Annotated in this window: 12 protein-coding genes, 1 other RNA gene and 1 riboswitch; of the genes, 6 read left to right on the forward strand and 7 right to left on the reverse strand. The window is 39.8% G+C overall.

The window, feature by feature from the left end; translation table 11 throughout:
- Window positions 1-136: 136 nt before the first annotated feature.
- The 4 genes from FL972_RS11725 to pnuC all read right to left on the reverse strand — a co-directional run bounded on the left by FL972_RS11725 (window position 137) and on the right by pnuC (window position 3,428).
- The gene (locus FL972_RS11725) at window positions 137-1,012 is read right to left on the reverse strand and encodes a pirin family protein (RefSeq protein ID WP_144605645.1); all 876 of its coding nucleotides are present in this window, start codon (window positions 1,010-1,012) and stop codon (window positions 137-139) included.
- Window positions 1,013-1,090: 78 nt separating this feature from the next.
- Window positions 1,091-1,663: a Crp/Fnr family transcriptional regulator gene (locus tag FL972_RS11730; RefSeq protein WP_144605647.1), complete on the reverse strand. Its 573-nt coding sequence runs from the start codon at window positions 1,661-1,663 to the stop codon at window positions 1,091-1,093.
- An 87-nt stretch (window positions 1,664-1,750) separates the two neighbouring features.
- Window positions 1,751-2,821 (reverse strand): acyl-CoA dehydrogenase family protein, encoded by a 1,071-nt coding sequence (locus FL972_RS11735; RefSeq protein WP_144605648.1) that lies wholly within the window; start codon window positions 2,819-2,821, stop codon window positions 1,751-1,753.
- Window positions 2,802-3,428 (reverse strand): nicotinamide riboside transporter PnuC, encoded by a 627-nt coding sequence (gene pnuC / locus FL972_RS11740; protein WP_144605650.1) that lies wholly within the window; start codon window positions 3,426-3,428, stop codon window positions 2,802-2,804. Before pnuC ends, FL972_RS11735 begins: the two co-directional genes overlap by 20 nt.
- Window positions 3,429-3,456: 28 nt before the next feature.
- Window positions 3,457-3,568, reverse strand: a riboswitch (TPP riboswitch).
- 639 nt (window positions 3,569-4,207) lie between these two features.
- Here pnuC and FL972_RS11745 point away from each other — a divergent pair.
- The 3 genes from FL972_RS11745 (at window position 4,208) to FL972_RS11755 (ending at window position 9,621) form a co-directional block, all read left to right on the forward strand.
- Window positions 4,208-4,876 carry a TIGR04282 family arsenosugar biosynthesis glycosyltransferase gene (locus FL972_RS11745; protein ID WP_144605652.1) on the forward strand — a complete coding sequence of 223 codons (669 nt, stop codon included), beginning with the start codon at window positions 4,208-4,210 and terminating at the stop codon, window positions 4,874-4,876.
- Window positions 4,877-4,957: 81 nt separating this feature from the next.
- Entirely contained in the window at window positions 4,958-8,179 is a 3,222-nt protein-coding gene (locus FL972_RS11750) for a SusC/RagA family TonB-linked outer membrane protein (RefSeq protein ID WP_144605654.1), read from the forward strand.
- A 2-nt stretch (window positions 8,180-8,181) separates the two neighbouring features.
- Window positions 8,182-9,621 carry a SusD/RagB family nutrient-binding outer membrane lipoprotein gene (locus FL972_RS11755; RefSeq protein ID WP_144605656.1) on the forward strand — a complete coding sequence of 480 codons (1,440 nt, stop codon included), beginning with the start codon at window positions 8,182-8,184 and terminating at the stop codon, window positions 9,619-9,621.
- Window positions 9,622-9,695: 74 nt separating this feature from the next.
- On the opposite strand, the gene FL972_RS11760 is transcribed toward FL972_RS11755, so the two are convergent.
- The 3 genes from FL972_RS11760 to FL972_RS11770 form a co-directional block, all read right to left on the reverse strand.
- Window positions 9,696-11,138, reverse strand: a complete 1,443-nt coding sequence (locus tag FL972_RS11760) for a hypothetical protein (RefSeq protein ID WP_144605657.1) — start codon at window positions 11,136-11,138, stop codon at window positions 9,696-9,698.
- Between the two features lie 101 nt (window positions 11,139-11,239).
- Window positions 11,240-14,056 carry a TonB-dependent receptor domain-containing protein gene (locus FL972_RS11765; RefSeq protein ID WP_144605659.1) on the reverse strand — a complete coding sequence of 939 codons (2,817 nt, stop codon included), beginning with the start codon at window positions 14,054-14,056 and terminating at the stop codon, window positions 11,240-11,242.
- Window positions 14,057-14,618: 562 nt separating this feature from the next.
- A complete protein-coding gene (locus FL972_RS11770) occupies window positions 14,619-15,161 on the reverse strand; it encodes a hypothetical protein (RefSeq protein ID WP_186300110.1) in 543 nt (180 codons plus the stop codon).
- Window positions 15,162-15,602: 441 nt separating this feature from the next.
- Here FL972_RS11770 and FL972_RS11775 point away from each other — a divergent pair, with 441 nt between their 5' ends.
- The 3 genes from FL972_RS11775 to ffs all read left to right on the forward strand — a co-directional run bounded on the left by FL972_RS11775 (window position 15,603) and on the right by ffs (window position 16,854).
- A complete protein-coding gene (locus FL972_RS11775; protein ID WP_144605661.1) occupies window positions 15,603-16,226 on the forward strand; it encodes a hypothetical protein in 624 nt (207 codons plus the stop codon).
- Entirely contained in the window at window positions 16,223-16,654 is a 432-nt protein-coding gene (locus FL972_RS11780) for a VOC family protein (RefSeq protein WP_144605663.1), read from the forward strand. The genes FL972_RS11775 and FL972_RS11780 overlap by 4 nt, the downstream gene beginning before the upstream one ends.
- Window positions 16,655-16,767: 113 nt before the next feature.
- Window positions 16,768-16,854: signal recognition particle sRNA small type (gene ffs, locus FL972_RS11785), an RNA gene on the forward strand.
- Window positions 16,855-17,125: the final 271 nt, after the last annotated feature.

The raw sequence follows: 17,125 nt of genomic DNA on the forward strand, positions 1-17,125 counted from the left end.
TTCTCATTGTTTGGGATTGCAAAAGTAAGATGAAACTCAACTTTTGCAAAGCCCAAACATAGATTTTATTCTAAACGACTGATTTTTAAGCCATATTTTTTTTCAAACTCTGAAATTTGATCACTTAAAATCTGCCTCATTCCAAATAACCAAACTTCCCAGCCTCAAAATCACGGAAAGCCTGCATCAACTCTGCTCTGGTATTCATCACAAAAGGACCATGAGCAGCAATAGGTTCTGCCAAGGGTTTCCCACTCAATAGCAAAACCAATGAGTCTTCCATTGCCCGTACCCCAATTTCACCTTCCTCATTTTTCATCAGGGCTAATTGATTTTGTTCCAACAGCTCTTGACCATTTAGCTTTACTTTTCCTTCCAGCACTAGCAAAGAAGTATTGAAGTTTTCCGGTAAACTTAAACCTAATTTCCCCCCAGATTTCATCCTGATGTTATAAAGATAAATCGGGGAAAAAGTATGAGCCGCTCCCCGCTCTTCCTCAAACTTTCCCGCAATGACCTCCACTTCTACTCTACCCTCATCCTTGCTTACTTTGGGTATGCTATCATTCTTGATTGCCTGATATCCCGGATTGGTCATTTTATGTTCTGAGGGCAGGTTTACCCACAATTGAACCATCTGAAACAGGCCTCCTTTTTTACTGAATTCCTCTTCATGGTACTCCTTATGTAATACACCGCTCCCCGCAGTCATCCATTGCACATCTCCTTCACCGATTATTCCCCCACCTCCACTGCTATCGTGATGCGCTATTCTTCCTTTATAAGCAATCGTCACCGTCTCAAACCCCCTATGCGGATGTACTCCCACACCTTTGGGACGGGCTGAGGGAGCAAAATGATGGGGAGAATTATAATCCAGCATAATAAATGGATCCATTCGCTGCATACTCAAGCCTTCTTGACTTGGAATGAAATTATGAACCCTGAACCCATCTCCCACAAAATGAGGAGTAGTTGGCTGGGTAATCAATTCTACAGATCTGGTTTTCATGGTATTCCTTTCTTTTTTATACAAAAATAGCCCAGATGAGCAATCCGGAAATTGATCTAAAATAAGTAATTACCTAAGTTATTCGTGGCTCGCTTCTCTTCGAATTCTACTCAATGTCTCTGGAGTCATTCCTAAATAAGATGCGATCATACTTTGCGGAACTCTTCCATACAAGTCCGGGTATTGCTTCACAAACTGCAGATATTTATCCCTGGAGTTAAGACTTAATAGATGTTTGATCCGATTTTGAAGGTGACGGATATGGTTGTGCAGCATTTTGGTATTCAAATCAAAAAAATCCGTGTTTTTCATAGATAGCTCCTGAATAAATTTTTCATCCAAAAAATACACTTTGCTGCTCTCTACTGCCTGTATATAAAATTCAGATGGCTCCTGAAAATAGGTACTGGCCCTATCAGCTAAAATCCAGTTTTCTGATGCAAAAAGCACAATGCTTTCCTTTCCCTCTTCACTCAGAACAAATTGCCTCAATACGCCCTTTTTTACAAAAAAGGCATGCGTACAATGCTCACCTGCTTTGAGAAGAAACTCATTCTTAGGGATAACTTTTGAATTACAATTGGAAAATATTTCTTCCAAAAAATTCTGACTTTGCGTTATTTTCTGAATTTCAAAAAGTGACTTGCTCATAATACATCTATTCTTGAGAATTGAAAGTATAAAATCTCAAAGAGAAAAAGTCTTATTCAGTTAGAAATCTACCTATTGAAAACACTTTTAAAAAGGAAAAGTCAATAATGAATGCTGGCTAACGGTATTGAAATCCCTCCACACCCGATTTAACTCCGAATCACTTTTTGTAGCTTCAAAGCCTGCCAAGGGATAAATGCTTGCATTACAGGTTCTGGCAACTTGAACCAATGCTCTACTCGCATTGGAAACTTCTTGTAAAGTGTTGTCTTTGATTACTCCCTCTCTTTCCAATTCAGACCAAGATTTCTCAACTGCCCCATAAAGCGCAACCTTTACCTCTCCTAATTGGACAGCCGTATTCTCAAAATGCTTATTAGCATAAGCCAACTGCTTTTCTGAAAAATGCTTCTTCTCATTTCTTTTTCGGAAAGTCTCTCGAATAAGCTCTTGTAGGTGCAGTGTTATTCCCAAAATATTCACAGCCAAAGTCGCTTCGGCTAATTGAAGAAAGGGATATTGAAAAATGGAATCTTTCAAGGTTGCTGATTCAGGAAGAATTTGAAATGCTCTTTGGAATGGCACATCTATATCTTCACATTTAAAGGCGTAACTTCCTGTAGCTATCATTCCCATGTAATGCCAGGAGTCCAAAATTTTCACCTCCTCTTTTTTCAAAATAAAAGCATGGACCATCGGCTCTCCTTTTGAGTCCATCACCTGCTTTCCATTCTCCCATATTTCACAATTAGCTGTCAGATGCGTGGCGTGTAAGGCCCCTGAAGCATAATTCCAATGTCCGGAAATACGGTAACCTTTTTCTGTTTTTTCTGCTCTACCTCCCACATGCCCGCTCCCTGCAAAACATAATTTTGGATTGGGAAAAATTTCTTTAATCAGTTTTTGATCCAAAAAACCTACAAACCACAAGGCACCTGCGCATAAGGTTACGGTCCAACCCAGGCTCCCGTCCGATTTTGCCAATTTTTCCTCCACCATCAGTCCTTGGGACAAGGTCAATCCCAAACCGCCAAATCTTTTGGGCACGAATAATTGGAACAATTTTTCTCTTTCAATTTCAGCTATCCACTCGGGCAGCAAACTTCCCAGTTTTTCAGCTTGGGCAGCCGATGTGCTATCAAACAGGTTGGAGTTCATAGGGATCATTTTCAAGTTTTTTCTTCCAATCCAAATAGCCAAAAATTGCCACAACGAATAGGAAGACAGTTAAAATTGCAAATAAAATCAAGCCTTTATAGATCAAAAGTGGTATGGCTATCAAGTTGGAAATATTGAGCCAGATCCAGTTTTCCAGCTTTCTTTTAGCTAAAAGCCACATCCCCGCCCAGGCAGTTGAAGAGATCAGAGAGTCTAAAAGGGGTACATCAGAATCAGTAAAGCCCGTAAGGAATCCATATAAAACTCCCCAGCCCACCAAAGCTATACCCCATGAAACTAGCTGCTCAATTTTAGAACTTCGGCTGATTTGTGGAGCTCCAAAACCGGATTTACTATTCCATTTTGCCCAACCATATATGCTCATGACCAGGTAATAGGCATTGAGGAGCGTTTCTGCATATAATTTGGCTTGAATAAGTACCACAGCCCCTGCACAGATACTGATGATTCCAGCGGGATATAGCAAAACTTTATCCTTGCGCGCTAAAAGCACTTCTGTTACGCCAAAACAAACGGCAACACATTCAAGAGCTCCGGTATTACTAATCTGCTGCCAAAGCAGATCCATGCTTAAATTAATTTCCATTTGAATAACGCTAAGATTATTCAAAAAAGGAGGTTTGGAAAATCTTCCCTACGCCGGCATTACCCGGATCAGGTGCTCAGTGGATTACCACCGATGGGTATGATCTCAGCCTTTAATTTAAGGCACCCCTTTATTGATAGTACGAAGGTAGCAGTTAGTTCTGAAAGGAAAAAGTTACTTATCCCAAAAGGCGGATCGCAGCCGTAGGTTCGATATTGACTACACGGAAGCTATTGTCGTTGAATAACTGTACATCTTAGTATTTGATGAATTGATAACTTGAATGTTCATCGTTGGGCTCGCTAAAATGTTGTAAAATAAAGGTTGAACCCTCTCTGCTATTCGAAATTCGTCTTTCGTAAATCTCAAATCCTCTCTGCCCGCAAGTACTTCGCTATTCATCATTCGATGTTCAGTGTTCATTTGTTGAGTAATTGGGTAATCGAGTAATTGAGTAAAAAAAGCTAAAAGTTCATGGTCCCCTCCTTCGGCGGGCAGGCACCGATCATCGTCAAACTCGCTTAAATGCTATCGAATTAGAATTAAGTCCTTTCGGCCGCTCGTAATTATCTTTCCTACTCGACTCTCGCTTCTCGTCTCTCGCATCTAGCATCTCGCATCTCGTCTCCTACCCCTCCATTTTCCAAAAAGCATCCTCCACGACAGTTCTTTAAAAATTTTTATAAACTTTAAGCCGATCTAAGAGTTAGCTTCGTAAGTGCAGATGAAATAGGACTCCTTGAATCAATAGTTCTTAAATTCGTACTTAAATTCAACTGATGGATCAGCCAGTTTTAATGATTTATGCCCTTTCTCCTGCTTATCAAGCTAGGAGAAAAAGCCTTTTTGGGGCAGCTCATTATGCTGACGCAGTTAAACTTTTCCAAGATCTTCATAATAAAACAGAATCCTTAGCTCAAAACTCAGGTTTAAAAACCTTTTGGTTTTTTGATCATCTCCAGGAAGGAACAAGTTTTGGAGAGCGCTATGCCAATGCTTTCAAAGAAGTTTTTTCAAAGGGTTACCAAAAGGTTATATCCATTGGAAATGATATTCCCGAACTGGAATTATCTCATATTGAGAAGGCGAGTAAATCTCTGATCCATTCTAAGGCTGTACTTGGTCCTGCTGCAGATGGTGGAGATTACTTAATTGCGCTGACCGAAGAATCTTTTTATGAAGAGGAATTTAAAAATCTACCTTGGAATAAGGATAGCTTACACTCTAAACTTTTGCAATTACTCTCCTCTTATACTTCAGTCGAGCAACTCGAGTGCCTAGTAGATATAGATGACTTTCAATCTTTAGTTATAGTCAGAAAGAATGTTAACTGGATTGCAATCCTGCTTTTTAGTTTAAAATCATTCATTCTCTATACAAAAACTGTTTTCGAGAAATTACTCCTACCAAAGGATAATCCCCTAAGGGCACCTCCCCTTTCCATTTAATCAATTATCAACCTTTTCTTCAAATCAAATCTTCCCTGGAGCTATTCCTTCAGGGACATCTATTCATTTATTCAATTGTATATGAAATTTTCATTTACCCTTTTACTTCTGCTCAGTATGCAGCTGGTTTTTGGCCAGTCTATGACCTATGAGAGTAGAATTTTGGATGTAAGTGGCATTCCTATCCCAGGCGCCACTGTTACCGAACTTGGAACTTCCAATGTGGCTATTTCTGACCAAGACGGTAGATTTAGAATCAGTTCTTCCAAGCAAAATCTGACCTTGAGGATCAGTTTTATCGGCTTCGAAACTCAAGATGTTGTCATCAACGACGGTGTTTTGAAAAAGGAGATCAAACTGCTCGAGTCCACTGAAAATCTGGAGGAATTTGTGGTAACTGCCTTAGGAGTAGAAAGGCAAAGACAATCCCTTTCTTCTGCAGTGACCACCATCGGCTCCAGAGAGCTAAGCGATGTTCCTCAAACCAACTTGATTAATTCACTTTCCGGTCAAGTTGCCGGGGTTCAAATCACCAATGGATCTTCAGGCGTTGGTTCAAGTTCCCGAATTATTATTCGAGGTGAAAACTCCATCAGTGGCAACAATCAGGCTCTTATTGTAATAGACGGAGTACCTATTATCAACGAGCAAATTACCAGTGATCTTTTCAATGATGGAGCAAATATCCAGGAAGTAGACTTCGGAAATGGTGCTGCCGAAATCAACCCTGATGATATTGAATCCATCACCATTTTGAAAGGACCAGGTTCTGCAGCTCTGTATGGCGCAAGGGCTGCCAACGGAGTTGTCTTGATTACTACCAAAAAAGGTAGAAAAAAGCAGGGAATAGGTGTAACAACCAGCTCCTTGCTAACTTTTGATGGCCTTTTGACACTCCCTGATTACCAAAATGAGTACGGAGGAGGATCTAATGGACAATATTCTTTCCAAAATGGTATTGGCGCAGGGGTCAATGATGGAGGAATTTCCAGTTATGGACCAAGGCTTAATCAAGGGCTTTTGATTGCCCAGTTTGATAGCCCATCTGTAGATATCAATGGAAATCCAGTTAGAGCAGGCGATGTAATCAGCAGAAGAAGACCTGATGGTACATTTACTGCTATCACTCCTACTCCATGGATCGCGAGACCCAATAATGTGAGAGATTTTTTCAGAACTGGCGTCACTTCTCAAAATAACATTGCTGTCACTTCAGGCAATGAAAAAGGAGGAGCCAGAATAGCTTATAGCAATTTGAGAAATGAGGGAATTCTGCCCAACACGGATCTTAAAAGAGATGGTTTGGCCCTGAGCATTAACCAAGCATTGACGGAAAAATTCAGAGTAGACCTTTTTACCAACTTTATCAATTCCAGAAGTGATAATCGACCCAACTTAGGTTATGGGTATGAAAACGTCATGTATGGCTTCAACTGGACAGGTAGAAATTTTGATATTTCTTCTTTGAGAGATTACTGGCAAGCTGGGCAAGTAGGTATTCAACATTTTGATTTCAACTACTTATGGTTGACCAATCCGTATTTGACACTGTTTGAAAACACCAATAGCTTTGTTAAAAACAGGGTTTTAGGAAATCTTGCTCTTACCTATGATTTCACCAATAAGCTAAGCCTTCGTGTGAGAACAGGAATTGACAATTCATCAGATTCCAGAGCATTCAGAAGAGCATTCAGTACCAATAGACGAGTTTTCGGAGGTTATAGAGAAGATGATGTAAGGCTATTCGAAATGAATTCCGACATTCTCCTTACCTACTCTGATCAATTCAATTCTGACTGGCTATATTCAGTATCTGCCGGAGCTAACCGCTTAGACCAGAATATCAATTATTCCTACACAGAAGCCAACCAATTGGCCTTACCTGGAATCTACACTATAGAAAACTCTAGAGTGCCTTTGAGAGGAAGCAGTCAGATTTTTGATAAAAGAATCAACAGTGTGTATGCCTTCGGTAACTTCAGCTATAGATCGGTTCTATTTATTGATCTGACCTTAAGAAATGACTGGAGCAGTACCTTACCGGCTGAAAACAACTCTTTTGCTTATTACTCAGGCGGATTGAGTTATGTGCTTTCCAAAGGACTTCCGCTTCCAAAATCCATTTCAAATGCAACAGTTCGATTCAACGTTGCAAGTGTGGGAAATGACACGAATCCTTATCAGCTAAACAATACCTTTCAGTTTAACCAGAATTACGGTTCATTCACTCGAGTAACCAACGGTACAGTATTAAACAATCCAAATCTAAAGCCTGAAAGACTGAATTCTTTGGAGGCTGGAATGGCATTCGGACTTTGGAGAGACAGAATTCAAACAGATATTGCCATTTTCCAAAACACCAGTATCAACCAGATTATCGGACGACCAATTTCAACGGCTTCTGGTTTCAGTAATATCATTGAAAATGGAGGCGAAGTAAGAACTCGAGGCTTGGAAGCAAGTGTTCAGGCTTTGATGTTTGAAAGAGGAGCTTTCAGCTGGAGCTTGGGAGCAAATTTCACCACCTACAGAAGTGTGGTAACTGAACTTCCGGAAGGAGTGGATCAGTATGTAACCGGCGAGGCCAGCGTGTTTAGAGGTTCTGGAGGGTCTAACTCTGTATTCTACATTGCAAGGAAAAATGGAAGAATCGGCGATATGTATGGATCTGGTTTCCAAGAGTTTGAAGGCCAGACAATTTTCGGATCCAACGGACTTCCAATCCAGGACGGAAGGTTGAGGCTTTTAGGTAATTACAACCCTGATTTCTTTGTGGGTCTAACCAATCAATTCCGTTACAAAAAACTCCAGTTGGGATTTGTTTTCGATTGGAGACAGGGAGGAACCATAGTTTCCAGAACGAGAGCATTGGGCAGTACATCGGGAGTGCTAAAAGAAACTTTGGAAGGAAGAGAGACTGGAGTAGTTGGACAAGGAGTCATGAATGTAGGAACTCCTGAAAATCCTCAATATGTGCCAAATACGACTGTTGTACCTGCAAGCTCATTTTACAACAACTTCTTTGACAGAGGAAATGAAGCTTCAGCACTATACGATGCTTCTTACCTGAAATTAAGACAATTGAGCTTGTACTATGACCTACCTCAGCAATGGGTAAATTCTATCGGGTTCAATTACATCAAAGTGGGTTTTGTGGGAAGTAATCTTCTTCTATTCACAGAAAATCCTCACTTCGATCCAGAACTCAACGCCATGCAAGGAAGAAACTTGACCTATGGAGTTGAAGACATGTCTTATCCGTCTACCAGAAGCTTTGGTTTTAGCATCAAAACAGAATTTTAATCATGAAGAATTTATATAAAGTAGGAATATGTGGAATGCTTTTACTTTCCCTTTCCTGCACCGAAGATTTTGAAGAAATCAATACGAATCCGAATTCACCGGAAGCGATTGGTCCGCAGTTTTTACTATCCAATGTGATTTCTGTCGCAGCAGATGAAAACACCTATGATCAGGGTTTCAGGCTGGCAAATTATCTTGCACAGTTTGCTGCAAGTGTGGAATTTGAGCGAATTGATCGATACGAAATGGGGAGTAACGCCCAGTATTGGAATCAAAATTTCCGTTTGTTGAACGATATTAAGTCAATCCAGACTAACCCTGCCACCAACGAGGCTTACAATGCAGTAGCTGACATCATGAAATGCTACTTATTCTCTCAATTGACAGATATGTGGGGAGATATTCCGTATTCTGAAGCATTGAAGGCGAGTGATGGCTTGTATAGCCCAAAATATGACACGCAGGAATTTGTATATACAAACCCTGAGATCGGGATTTTGGCAACTTTGAAAAAAGCATCTGAAACTTTGGCATCTACTACCAATGGTATTCAGGGAGATATGATGTTCAACAATGATTTGGTGAAATGGAGAAGATTTGCCAATTCATTAAGATTCAGATATCTGCTTAGAATCAGCAAAAGGCTGACAAACTTCTCTGAGATGCAGGCACTTGTGGATCAAAACGATATGATGCAAGGGAATTCAGACAATGCGGTAGTTCCTTACTTGGCATCAGCACCAAACCAATGGCCCATGTCCCAGTCTGCTTTGGGCTTATACCAAGAACACAGAATGACTCTCACAGTGGATTCTGTATTGAAAGCTTGGAATGACCCAAGACAGGCGGTTTTGTACAAACCAACTCAGCAAAGTGTCATCAATGGAAATCCTCAGTTTAAAGGTTTGCAAAATGGCCTTAATCGAGAAACCATCAATGAAAGGGGAATACAATTAAACGATATCTCCCTCTTTGGAGCTGTTTTCAGAGATGTGCCAAATGGCGTTGACGGACAGTTTATGCAGTATGCTGAATTGCAGTTTGCTCTAGCAGAAGCCGTAGCTAGAGGATACATTCAGGGCGATATGAAAGCATACTATGAAAAGGGCGTTAGAGCCAGCTTTGCCTATTGGAAAGTTCCAGTTCCTGTCGATTATTTCCAGCGAGTTAATGTATCTCTGGATACAGGAGATGCTTTGACTAAAATTCTGACTCAAAAATGGCTAGCCTTGATAAATAATGGTCATGAAGCTTGGTTTAATGTAAGGAGAACTGGTATTCCTGCACTCAAGCCGGGACCTGATAATTTAAATGAAGGCCGCTATCCGGTGAGGTATCTTTATCCTGAATCTGAGCAGGCAGTTAATAAGTCAAATTATGATGAGGCTGCAGCAAGAATGGGTGGAGACAACATCAACAGCAAGGTCTGGTGGGAAAAATAAAATTAGCAAACTGACATAAAAAAAACTGCCTCCAAAAGAGGCAGTCTTTTTTTATTTTAAACCATAATCAAATCTTAATGGAATGGCAAGACCAACTCAGAGGTCTTGTTCTCAACCAAAATTCTATTAATGTTATGTCTGATGGTACAAATTCCAGCTGCAGCATCATAGTCAAAGGCATCTAATTCATCTTTGATAGAATCAATGAATGGAGGGATTACAGGCGAAGTACCAGGACTTCCCGCATCAATATTTGGATTGGCCAAGTATTCCACTTCAGATATCACCAATTTGATTCCCATGTCTGCCAATCTTCTACCTTCAGCGATAAAGATCTCCTGACGCATCAAGTAAAGAGTTTCCAATGCATCATCCAGATCAGTTAAAGCATCGATATCTGCAACAGAAACTGATGTTCCAGAAATAGTCGGTACAGTTACATTTCCAGACTTTCTATCCAAAACCAAACCTTCGATCAAAGGAGCACCTGGAGAGAAACGCACCTGAACATCCGAGTTGTTAGGTCTTGAGCCAGGATTCAATTGGGTTCTGTCTTGCTGATTGTTATTGAAAGTTGACCGCTCACGGCCGCCTACCAAATTAACAATGTCAGTCATTACAGATTTAGCTGAATTCAGGTTGTTATCGGAAATAGCAGCTTCAGCTAGAATCAAATGAGCTTCTTCAATTTTGAATATTGCTACAGGGCTGGCCTGACTGGCTCCTCTGAAGAAATACTTTGGATCCAAAAAGTCCATTCTTGGCAATACCTGTAAATCATCAAAATTACCTCTGTCATAAAGGGCTGTTTGCATAGTGTTCACAGGACCTTGTGCCTGATCAAACTGTGCATAATAAACCAAATTAGGAGCCTTTGAAATCGCCGAATTGGCAGCCTGAACTGCTTCAGCTTTGTTTCCTAAACGGTAATTAGCTCTTGCTATTCCCAAGCTTGCAGCAGCACTGATTTGGGTATTGGAAGAGGATTCCGCCAAACGGAATGTTTCAACTGCCATCCCTAGGATGGATCTCCATTCTACTGCCTCTCCTCCTGCCGTCACCGGAAGGAAAGAGAAGTACTCACCGCTTAAGAGGTAAGAATAAGCTTTGTAGAAATTCAATTCAGCTTCCTGTTCTACTGTTGTCAGAGGGTCGGCATTTTTTACGACCGTCAGACCGTAATCCGCCATTTCTCTCAAACGACCCAACTGAAACTGGAACCCATTGATATCTGCGTCCTGAGGACGGATAGTTAGGTTATCCAGGTTTTGGTTATAGAAAGTTTGAACGTTCTCATAATTATCCGATCCTATTTCCAGAAAGGTAACATGAGCGTTTACCGTCAGAGCCAATTGTCTTTTTACCCCAGCCACCCATGGTGTCATGGGATTATTGGTGTTCAAGATGGCCTCTTCTGTAAGATTGGGGTTGGTAACTTCCGTTGGGTCTACCAAATCACAACCTGAGGACATCAATATTCCTCCCAGTAATAAATATGTTAATGCTGTTTTTTTCATGTGTTTAAAATTTTTCTCAAAGGATAGTTGAAACCCTGATTCAAAGAGGAGATATCTTCCTGCGAATAATTGATTGCTTTAGGTTTCATCATTCACTTTGATTAGAATGAAATTCTCAAAGTTCCTAGGTAAGTTCTTGGCAATGATTCTGTACCAAAGCCGAAACCACCACCACCAAAGCTATTTTGAGTTCCGAATCCGGCACCACTGACTTCAGGATCTACATCTGCTTTGAAAAAGTTGATAGGGTTCAACACATTGAATCCAATAGACATGGACTGGATTGCCTTTCCATAGAATTGACTTGGGATCTTATAGGAAAGGGAGATGTTTCTAATTTTTAGATAATCAGAGCTCTGAACCCATAGACCTGCAAGGTCGAAGAAGTTTCCTCCCACCAAATTCTCAGGAATGACAGTAGAAGCTCCGGCAAAATAACGAAGCACATCATCCACTGCTACTGTTTGTCCACCATGCTGATAATCACCGGTAGCAAACAAGCTCAAACCTTTGTAATTCACATTCAAGGACATTGAACCGAATCTTGGAGCAATTGGAGAACCCAATGCAGCATTAGGGATCACCTCAGTTATGTTATTATTCTCATCCAAAATCGGTCTGTTACCTCTAAAGTATCCTAAAGGCTGACCTTCTTTGATGAAAGAACCTAAGAACTGGAAACCTCCCACGTTGAATTCAGGAGCTCCACCTGAGGACAATACTTCGTTTTGTACTGTATTGTAAGAAGCAGTCACATTTACATTCCAGTCATTAGTTTCCAGAACTACGAAATTGGCTCCGATCTCCCAACCTTTATTTTCGATCTCACCGATATTTCTCAACTGGTTGCCTTGACCGAAAGAAGGCGCAAATGGAGCTGAGAACAAGGCATCTTCAGTCAATGCCTGATAGTAAGTAACTTGGAATTTGATACGGTCTGAGAATAATCCCAAGTCAGCTCCAACTTCTGTAGTGGAAGTTCTTTCTGGCTTCAAAGTAGGGTCACCCGGGTTTCCGAAAGTGAATGAAGGAGCATTCAAATAGGTGTTGGAATTGATAATTCTATCATTCGCAAATGGTCTAGGGAAATTACCCGCCACACCATAGTTAGCTCGGAACTTGATTGTAGAAACAGAATAGTTCGGGAAAGCTTTTCTGAAGAAATCTTCATCAGAAAGATTGTATGCCAAACCTACAGATGGGAAAAATTGAAGTCCAATTTCATTACCAAATGCAGTGTTTCCATCTACACGAAGACCTACTTCAGCAAATAGTTTATCTCTAAATCCGATATTCTCTTTTAAGAAGAAACCATAGTTTGTCACTGCACTCAAGAAGTCAGTTACATTTTTCTCACCCGCATTATTGATGGAAATAGATCCTTCTGTCACTTCGCTGGCGTTAATCTGGATTTGCTCATCCTGATTTCTGAAAAACTGACCACCACCAATGGTGAGGAAAGAGAATTTACCTACATTTTCTTCCCAGCTTGCATCAATTTGACCAGTTAAGGAGAAGAAGTTTCTTTCAAACAAATCAATTGTACCACGGTCAGTAGTTCCTTCAGGAACGAATCCACGCTGAATCAATTGAGCATTGGTGGTGATATCCTGCTGCCTGGTTGATCTTGCATCAATTCCAAAAAGTGCTCTAGCGGATACTTTTTCAGAGAATTTGAAATCAAATTGCTGAGAGTTGGTAAATCTTCTCACACGCTCAGTGATATTGGTCAATTCGATTGTTCTTCGGATTCTTTGAGTGATTGAATCCAACTCATTACGGTTTAAAGTAGTCAGGTCTCCCCATCGCCCTACAGTTTCCAAGTTACCGAACTCACTAAAGCTACTGTTTGCATTGTAATCTCTGGTAAACTCATTACTGGAGAAACCTGCAGTGGATGAATAAGTGATCCAGTCATTCACTTTTGCTGAAATACCTCCACGGAAATTTCTTCTTGTTTGACTTAAACCATATCTATAACCCTCATCATCGTAAAGATTTCCGGAGAAAGAGTAAGTGAACTTGTCATTTCCTCCATCTACTCCCAATCTATAACTTTGCTGCAATCCCGGTCTGAAAATAATATCAGCAGTTTCCTTGAAAAACAGATAATCCTCTGTACCTACCTGAGAACCGATTTGAGTTTCAAAATTTACTCTGGCAGCCCCGGCAGTACCTTTTTTGGTAAAGATTTGAATCACACCATTCGCAGCATCCGCACCATATAAAGTAGTGGCAGCACCACCTTTCACATATTCAATACTTTCGATATTTTCCACTGGAATATCTGCGATCGCAGAACTTTGCGCACCACCTGTTCCCAATGATAATTGTGCAGCTGAGTTTAGGTTATCCACTCTGACACCGTCCACATAGATAACAGGAGTAGTACCCACAGCTGCAGAAATAGGTCCTCTTGAGCGGATCAAGGAGGCTGTTCCCGGCTGGCCAGAACCCAATCTTACCTGGGCATTTGGCATATTGGCTCTTAGAATTTGATCCAACTGCACGACAGGCATTTTACTGATTTTATCTTCACCCATCTGATCCACAGTAGTTGAAAGTCTTCTTTTCTCAACCCCTGCACCCTGACCGGTGATCACAATCTCCTCCAATGCTTTCACATCAGACTCCATTACCACATTAATCACAGTCTTATTTTCAACAAGAACTTCCTTGGTACGAAGTCCAACAAAGCTGAAAACCAAAACTGCATCGCTACCTGGTACTGAAAGACTGTAGTTACCATCCAAATCGGTAACCGTCCCTTGAGTAGTACCTTTTACTACTACGCTTAATCCCGGAATCCCCGCGGGATCCTCTTTACTTGTCACTTTTCCCGTGACAGTCCTTGATTGGGCCCAGACTAATGATGCATTCATCATCAGCAGGACAAAACCCAGTAAAACTCTTCTCATAGGTTGATTATTTAGTTAATTCAAAAGCCTAAAATGATGAGTATTTACTAGACATAAAAATTGAAAAAAGTCCAAATTGCGTCATTTTAAAGAATAAAATTTGGCTTTAATGTTAAAAATCCAAATTACCTATATTTTAAACCATGCTATTAAAATTTAATAGAATAATAGTTAATAGTATACTATTCAATTTAGTTTATTATTCTCCATTTCCCGATTAAAACTGAATGATCTTCTGATTCTTTAAAAAATACTATTTATTTTAAATTTTGAATTTGGGATAATCGCGGTATTTTATTCTGAATTACTTGAAATAAATCTTTTATTACAGAATTAAATTCCACGCATTCATTTCAAGCCTGCTATAAAAACTAATTTTAATTTGGAAAAACTTATAATTAAAGAAATAATATTTTATTTTCTATTTTTCTATTCACTGAGAGGTTTTATATAATTATTCTAATTATAGATATCACTTTTTAAATTTTAAAAAAACAGACTTCTAATTTTCGTAACTCAAAATTTAGCCTACCTCAACTCCAACATTTACCAAACACCCAACTCAATCCTTCCCTCCACTACCTTTGAACTGGTCTTCTTTATAAGCAAAAAGGACATTGAAACTGGTCAAGGAACCGTAAAAACGAGTGATGTATTGTTGCAAATGAACCCGATCCTCATCATCCAACTTGGGGTGATTGTTGATATTCTGCTCTAGGACCCTAAGCTTTTCTCTTACCATCACAATCTTATGAAAAAATGTGTCCATAGAAATTTCCTTTTCCTGAAGGCTTGCGTCACCTGGGTTTAGTGTAATCGATCCTCCGATCCATTTCCCTCCCAAAGGGACAATAGGGGCACGTTCGGAGGTTTGGATTAAAGCCTCCCGAATGGCTTTCTCTACATCCTTTTGTGTCAACATGGGGAAATCCGGTTTTTTCGCTTCTTCAATTTCAAAGCCCTCGTAATCCATCGCTAGGGTTTTTACTTCCTCTGTATCATAAAAGTAGATTTTGTAATAAGTTGCATCTGCTGATACAATCATTCCAGAACCAAATTTAGGATGACGTAATCTGCTGCCTGGGGCTAGTTCACTTGCTGACATAATTTTTAAAATAGTTAAATTCAGTAATACCAAAATAGGAAAAAATTAATCTGGTTTTCCGTAATCATGACTTCTTCCATAATTTCTTTTGCCCATTAGTAAGTGCATGGAAGACCGTGGATCGAAGCTTGCAGATTCGATCTTAAATACTGATTAGACACGGGTATTCATTCTTATTGGAAAATAGGCAGTATTACATCTAAATTAAATTGTATATGGATATCCGCTTTCTTACCAGTATTGACAAAAATATGGCTTATTGTCTGCTGAAAGGATCAAAATCCGGTGCTTCGGTCATCGGTCTTCCAACCTGTCAAGCAAGGAAAATAAGGCAACTGGCATGATTGCGGATAATCAGAAAATTGTATTCAGCCTCAGGAACAAAATGTGTAACATTCATTATTTGAATTCATCCAGTAAATACTTACTCCAAACAGCACCATGAAATTATTGTCAGAAAAAGCAATTGTACAACTATTGGCCATATTTCTAGGTTTTACTTTCTTTGGTGCGGGAATGGCCAAACTTTATAATGAGCACTCCTATTTTGGTTGGATAGGTCCTGTATGGCTGATAGAAAGGCTGGAAGAGTATTCTCTGGGGCTTTATGCAAAATTCATAGCCTTATCACAGGTATTGATAGGTTATCTACTCCTCACAACTCGATTTAAACTTTTGGGAAGTGTCATGATGGTGCCCATGATCCTCAATATTTTGATGGTCACTATTTCCCAACAATGGCGAGGTACTCCCTTCGTTTTAGCTGTCTTATTGGTTTTTAACTTGATCATTCTTTGGCATTACAGAAGTTTTTTCCCCCCGCTTTTAAATGAGAGCCTGGAAAACGTAAAATCAAACCCTACATCCTTAAAATCCTCATTGGGTCATTTAGTCTGGTTGAGCGGTCTTAGCCTACAGTTCCTTTCAATCGCCATCTCCTATTATTCACTTCGCTTTGCTTTCTTGATTTCATTTGCTGGCTTATCCATTTCTATACTCAGCTTTTTGGTGGATAAAAAAATAAATCTCCGTAACTTAAAATATGCCAAACAAACAAAATCATGATCATTTACCCACACCTAAGCTTCGATGGCAAGGCTGAAGAGGCTTTTACCTTTTATCAATCGGTACTCGGAGGAAACTTTGAAAGTGGTTTCCATTATTTTGAAGATATACCCGGAGCCCAAATCCCAGAGGAGGAAAAAAGGAGAATCATGCATGTGAATTTGATTTTCTCACCTGACCAACAAATCATGGGCAGTGATAGTATGCCCAGTGCAGGTCATCAAATTCATATGGGAAACAATAACCATATTTCTTTAGGAGTAGACAGCAAGCAACAGGGTAAAGAATTTTTTGAAAAGCTTTCTGAAGGCGGAGAAATTGAGTCCCCCTATCAAAAGATGTTTTGGAATGCTTATTTCGCAAGTTTTAAAGACAAATTTGGGGTGAGCTGGATGATCAACTATAACTTGAAAGAAAACGAAGAATAAATCTTTTTTCTACATTTAAAAAGAATGGGCTGAGAATCAACTGAGTACTTCCTTTGTGATCAAAGAACTCTTCTGGGTATTGGAATCAGTAAATTTTACCGTACCTTTGTGGCCTAGCGGCACGACCAGCTCCTGCTGAATCCCCCAGGTCCGGAAGGAAGCAAGGGTAGGCGGTTGTAGCGGTGCGATGCCGCTTCTTTTTTTGTTTTATTTTCGAACCTTTCATTTTTAAGGTTCCGTATGCTGATTAATCTTTTAACTTTGTCAAGTAGAATAACTTCACATCTATTTCACAAATTCAATAATCAAGAAAACCTATTCCTCGGGAAGTAAGTATGAAAAAGGTTTTACCATTTCGGTAAAATCTATTTGCTACGATTTTCCCATTAACCTAAAATTCAAACCTAAACTCATGAAATGTCCCAAAACGACTTCTTGAAATATGAAGCTTGCTTTGGAACAGTTCAAAAA

Origin of the sequence: Algoriphagus algorifonticola, assembly GCF_007655305.1 — a bacterium.
In the GTDB taxonomy this organism is placed as follows: Bacteria; Bacteroidota; Bacteroidia; order Cytophagales; family Cyclobacteriaceae; genus Algoriphagus; species Algoriphagus algorifonticola.

Excerpts from the sequence above, each read along its gene's own strand:
- FL972_RS11725 (WP_144605645.1), bottom strand. The coding sequence starts at position 1,012 with ATGAAAACCAGATCTGTAGAATTGATTACCCAGCCAACTACTCCTCAT.
- FL972_RS11730 (WP_144605647.1), bottom strand. The coding sequence starts at position 1,663 with ATGAGCAAGTCACTTTTTGAAATTCAGAAAATAACGCAAAGTCAGAAT.
- FL972_RS11735 (WP_144605648.1), bottom strand. The coding sequence starts at position 2,821 with ATGAACTCCAACCTGTTTGATAGCACATCGGCTGCCCAAGCTGAAAAA.
- pnuC (WP_144605650.1), bottom strand. The coding sequence starts at position 3,428 with ATGGAAATTAATTTAAGCATGGATCTGCTTTGGCAGCAGATTAGTAAT.
- FL972_RS11745 (WP_144605652.1), top strand. The coding sequence starts at position 4,208 with ATGGATCAGCCAGTTTTAATGATTTATGCCCTTTCTCCTGCTTATCAA.
- FL972_RS11750 (WP_144605654.1), top strand. The coding sequence starts at position 4,958 with ATGAAATTTTCATTTACCCTTTTACTTCTGCTCAGTATGCAGCTGGTT.
- FL972_RS11755 (WP_144605656.1), top strand. The coding sequence starts at position 8,182 with ATGAAGAATTTATATAAAGTAGGAATATGTGGAATGCTTTTACTTTCC.
- FL972_RS11760 (WP_144605657.1), bottom strand. The coding sequence starts at position 11,138 with ATGAAAAAAACAGCATTAACATATTTATTACTGGGAGGAATATTGATG.
- FL972_RS11765 (WP_144605659.1), bottom strand. The coding sequence starts at position 14,056 with ATGAGAAGAGTTTTACTGGGTTTTGTCCTGCTGATGATGAATGCATCA.
- FL972_RS11770 (WP_186300110.1), bottom strand. The coding sequence starts at position 15,161 with ATGTCAGCAAGTGAACTAGCCCCAGGCAGCAGATTACGTCATCCTAAA.
- FL972_RS11775 (WP_144605661.1), top strand. The coding sequence starts at position 15,603 with ATGAAATTATTGTCAGAAAAAGCAATTGTACAACTATTGGCCATATTT.
- FL972_RS11780 (WP_144605663.1), top strand. The coding sequence starts at position 16,223 with ATGATCATTTACCCACACCTAAGCTTCGATGGCAAGGCTGAAGAGGCT.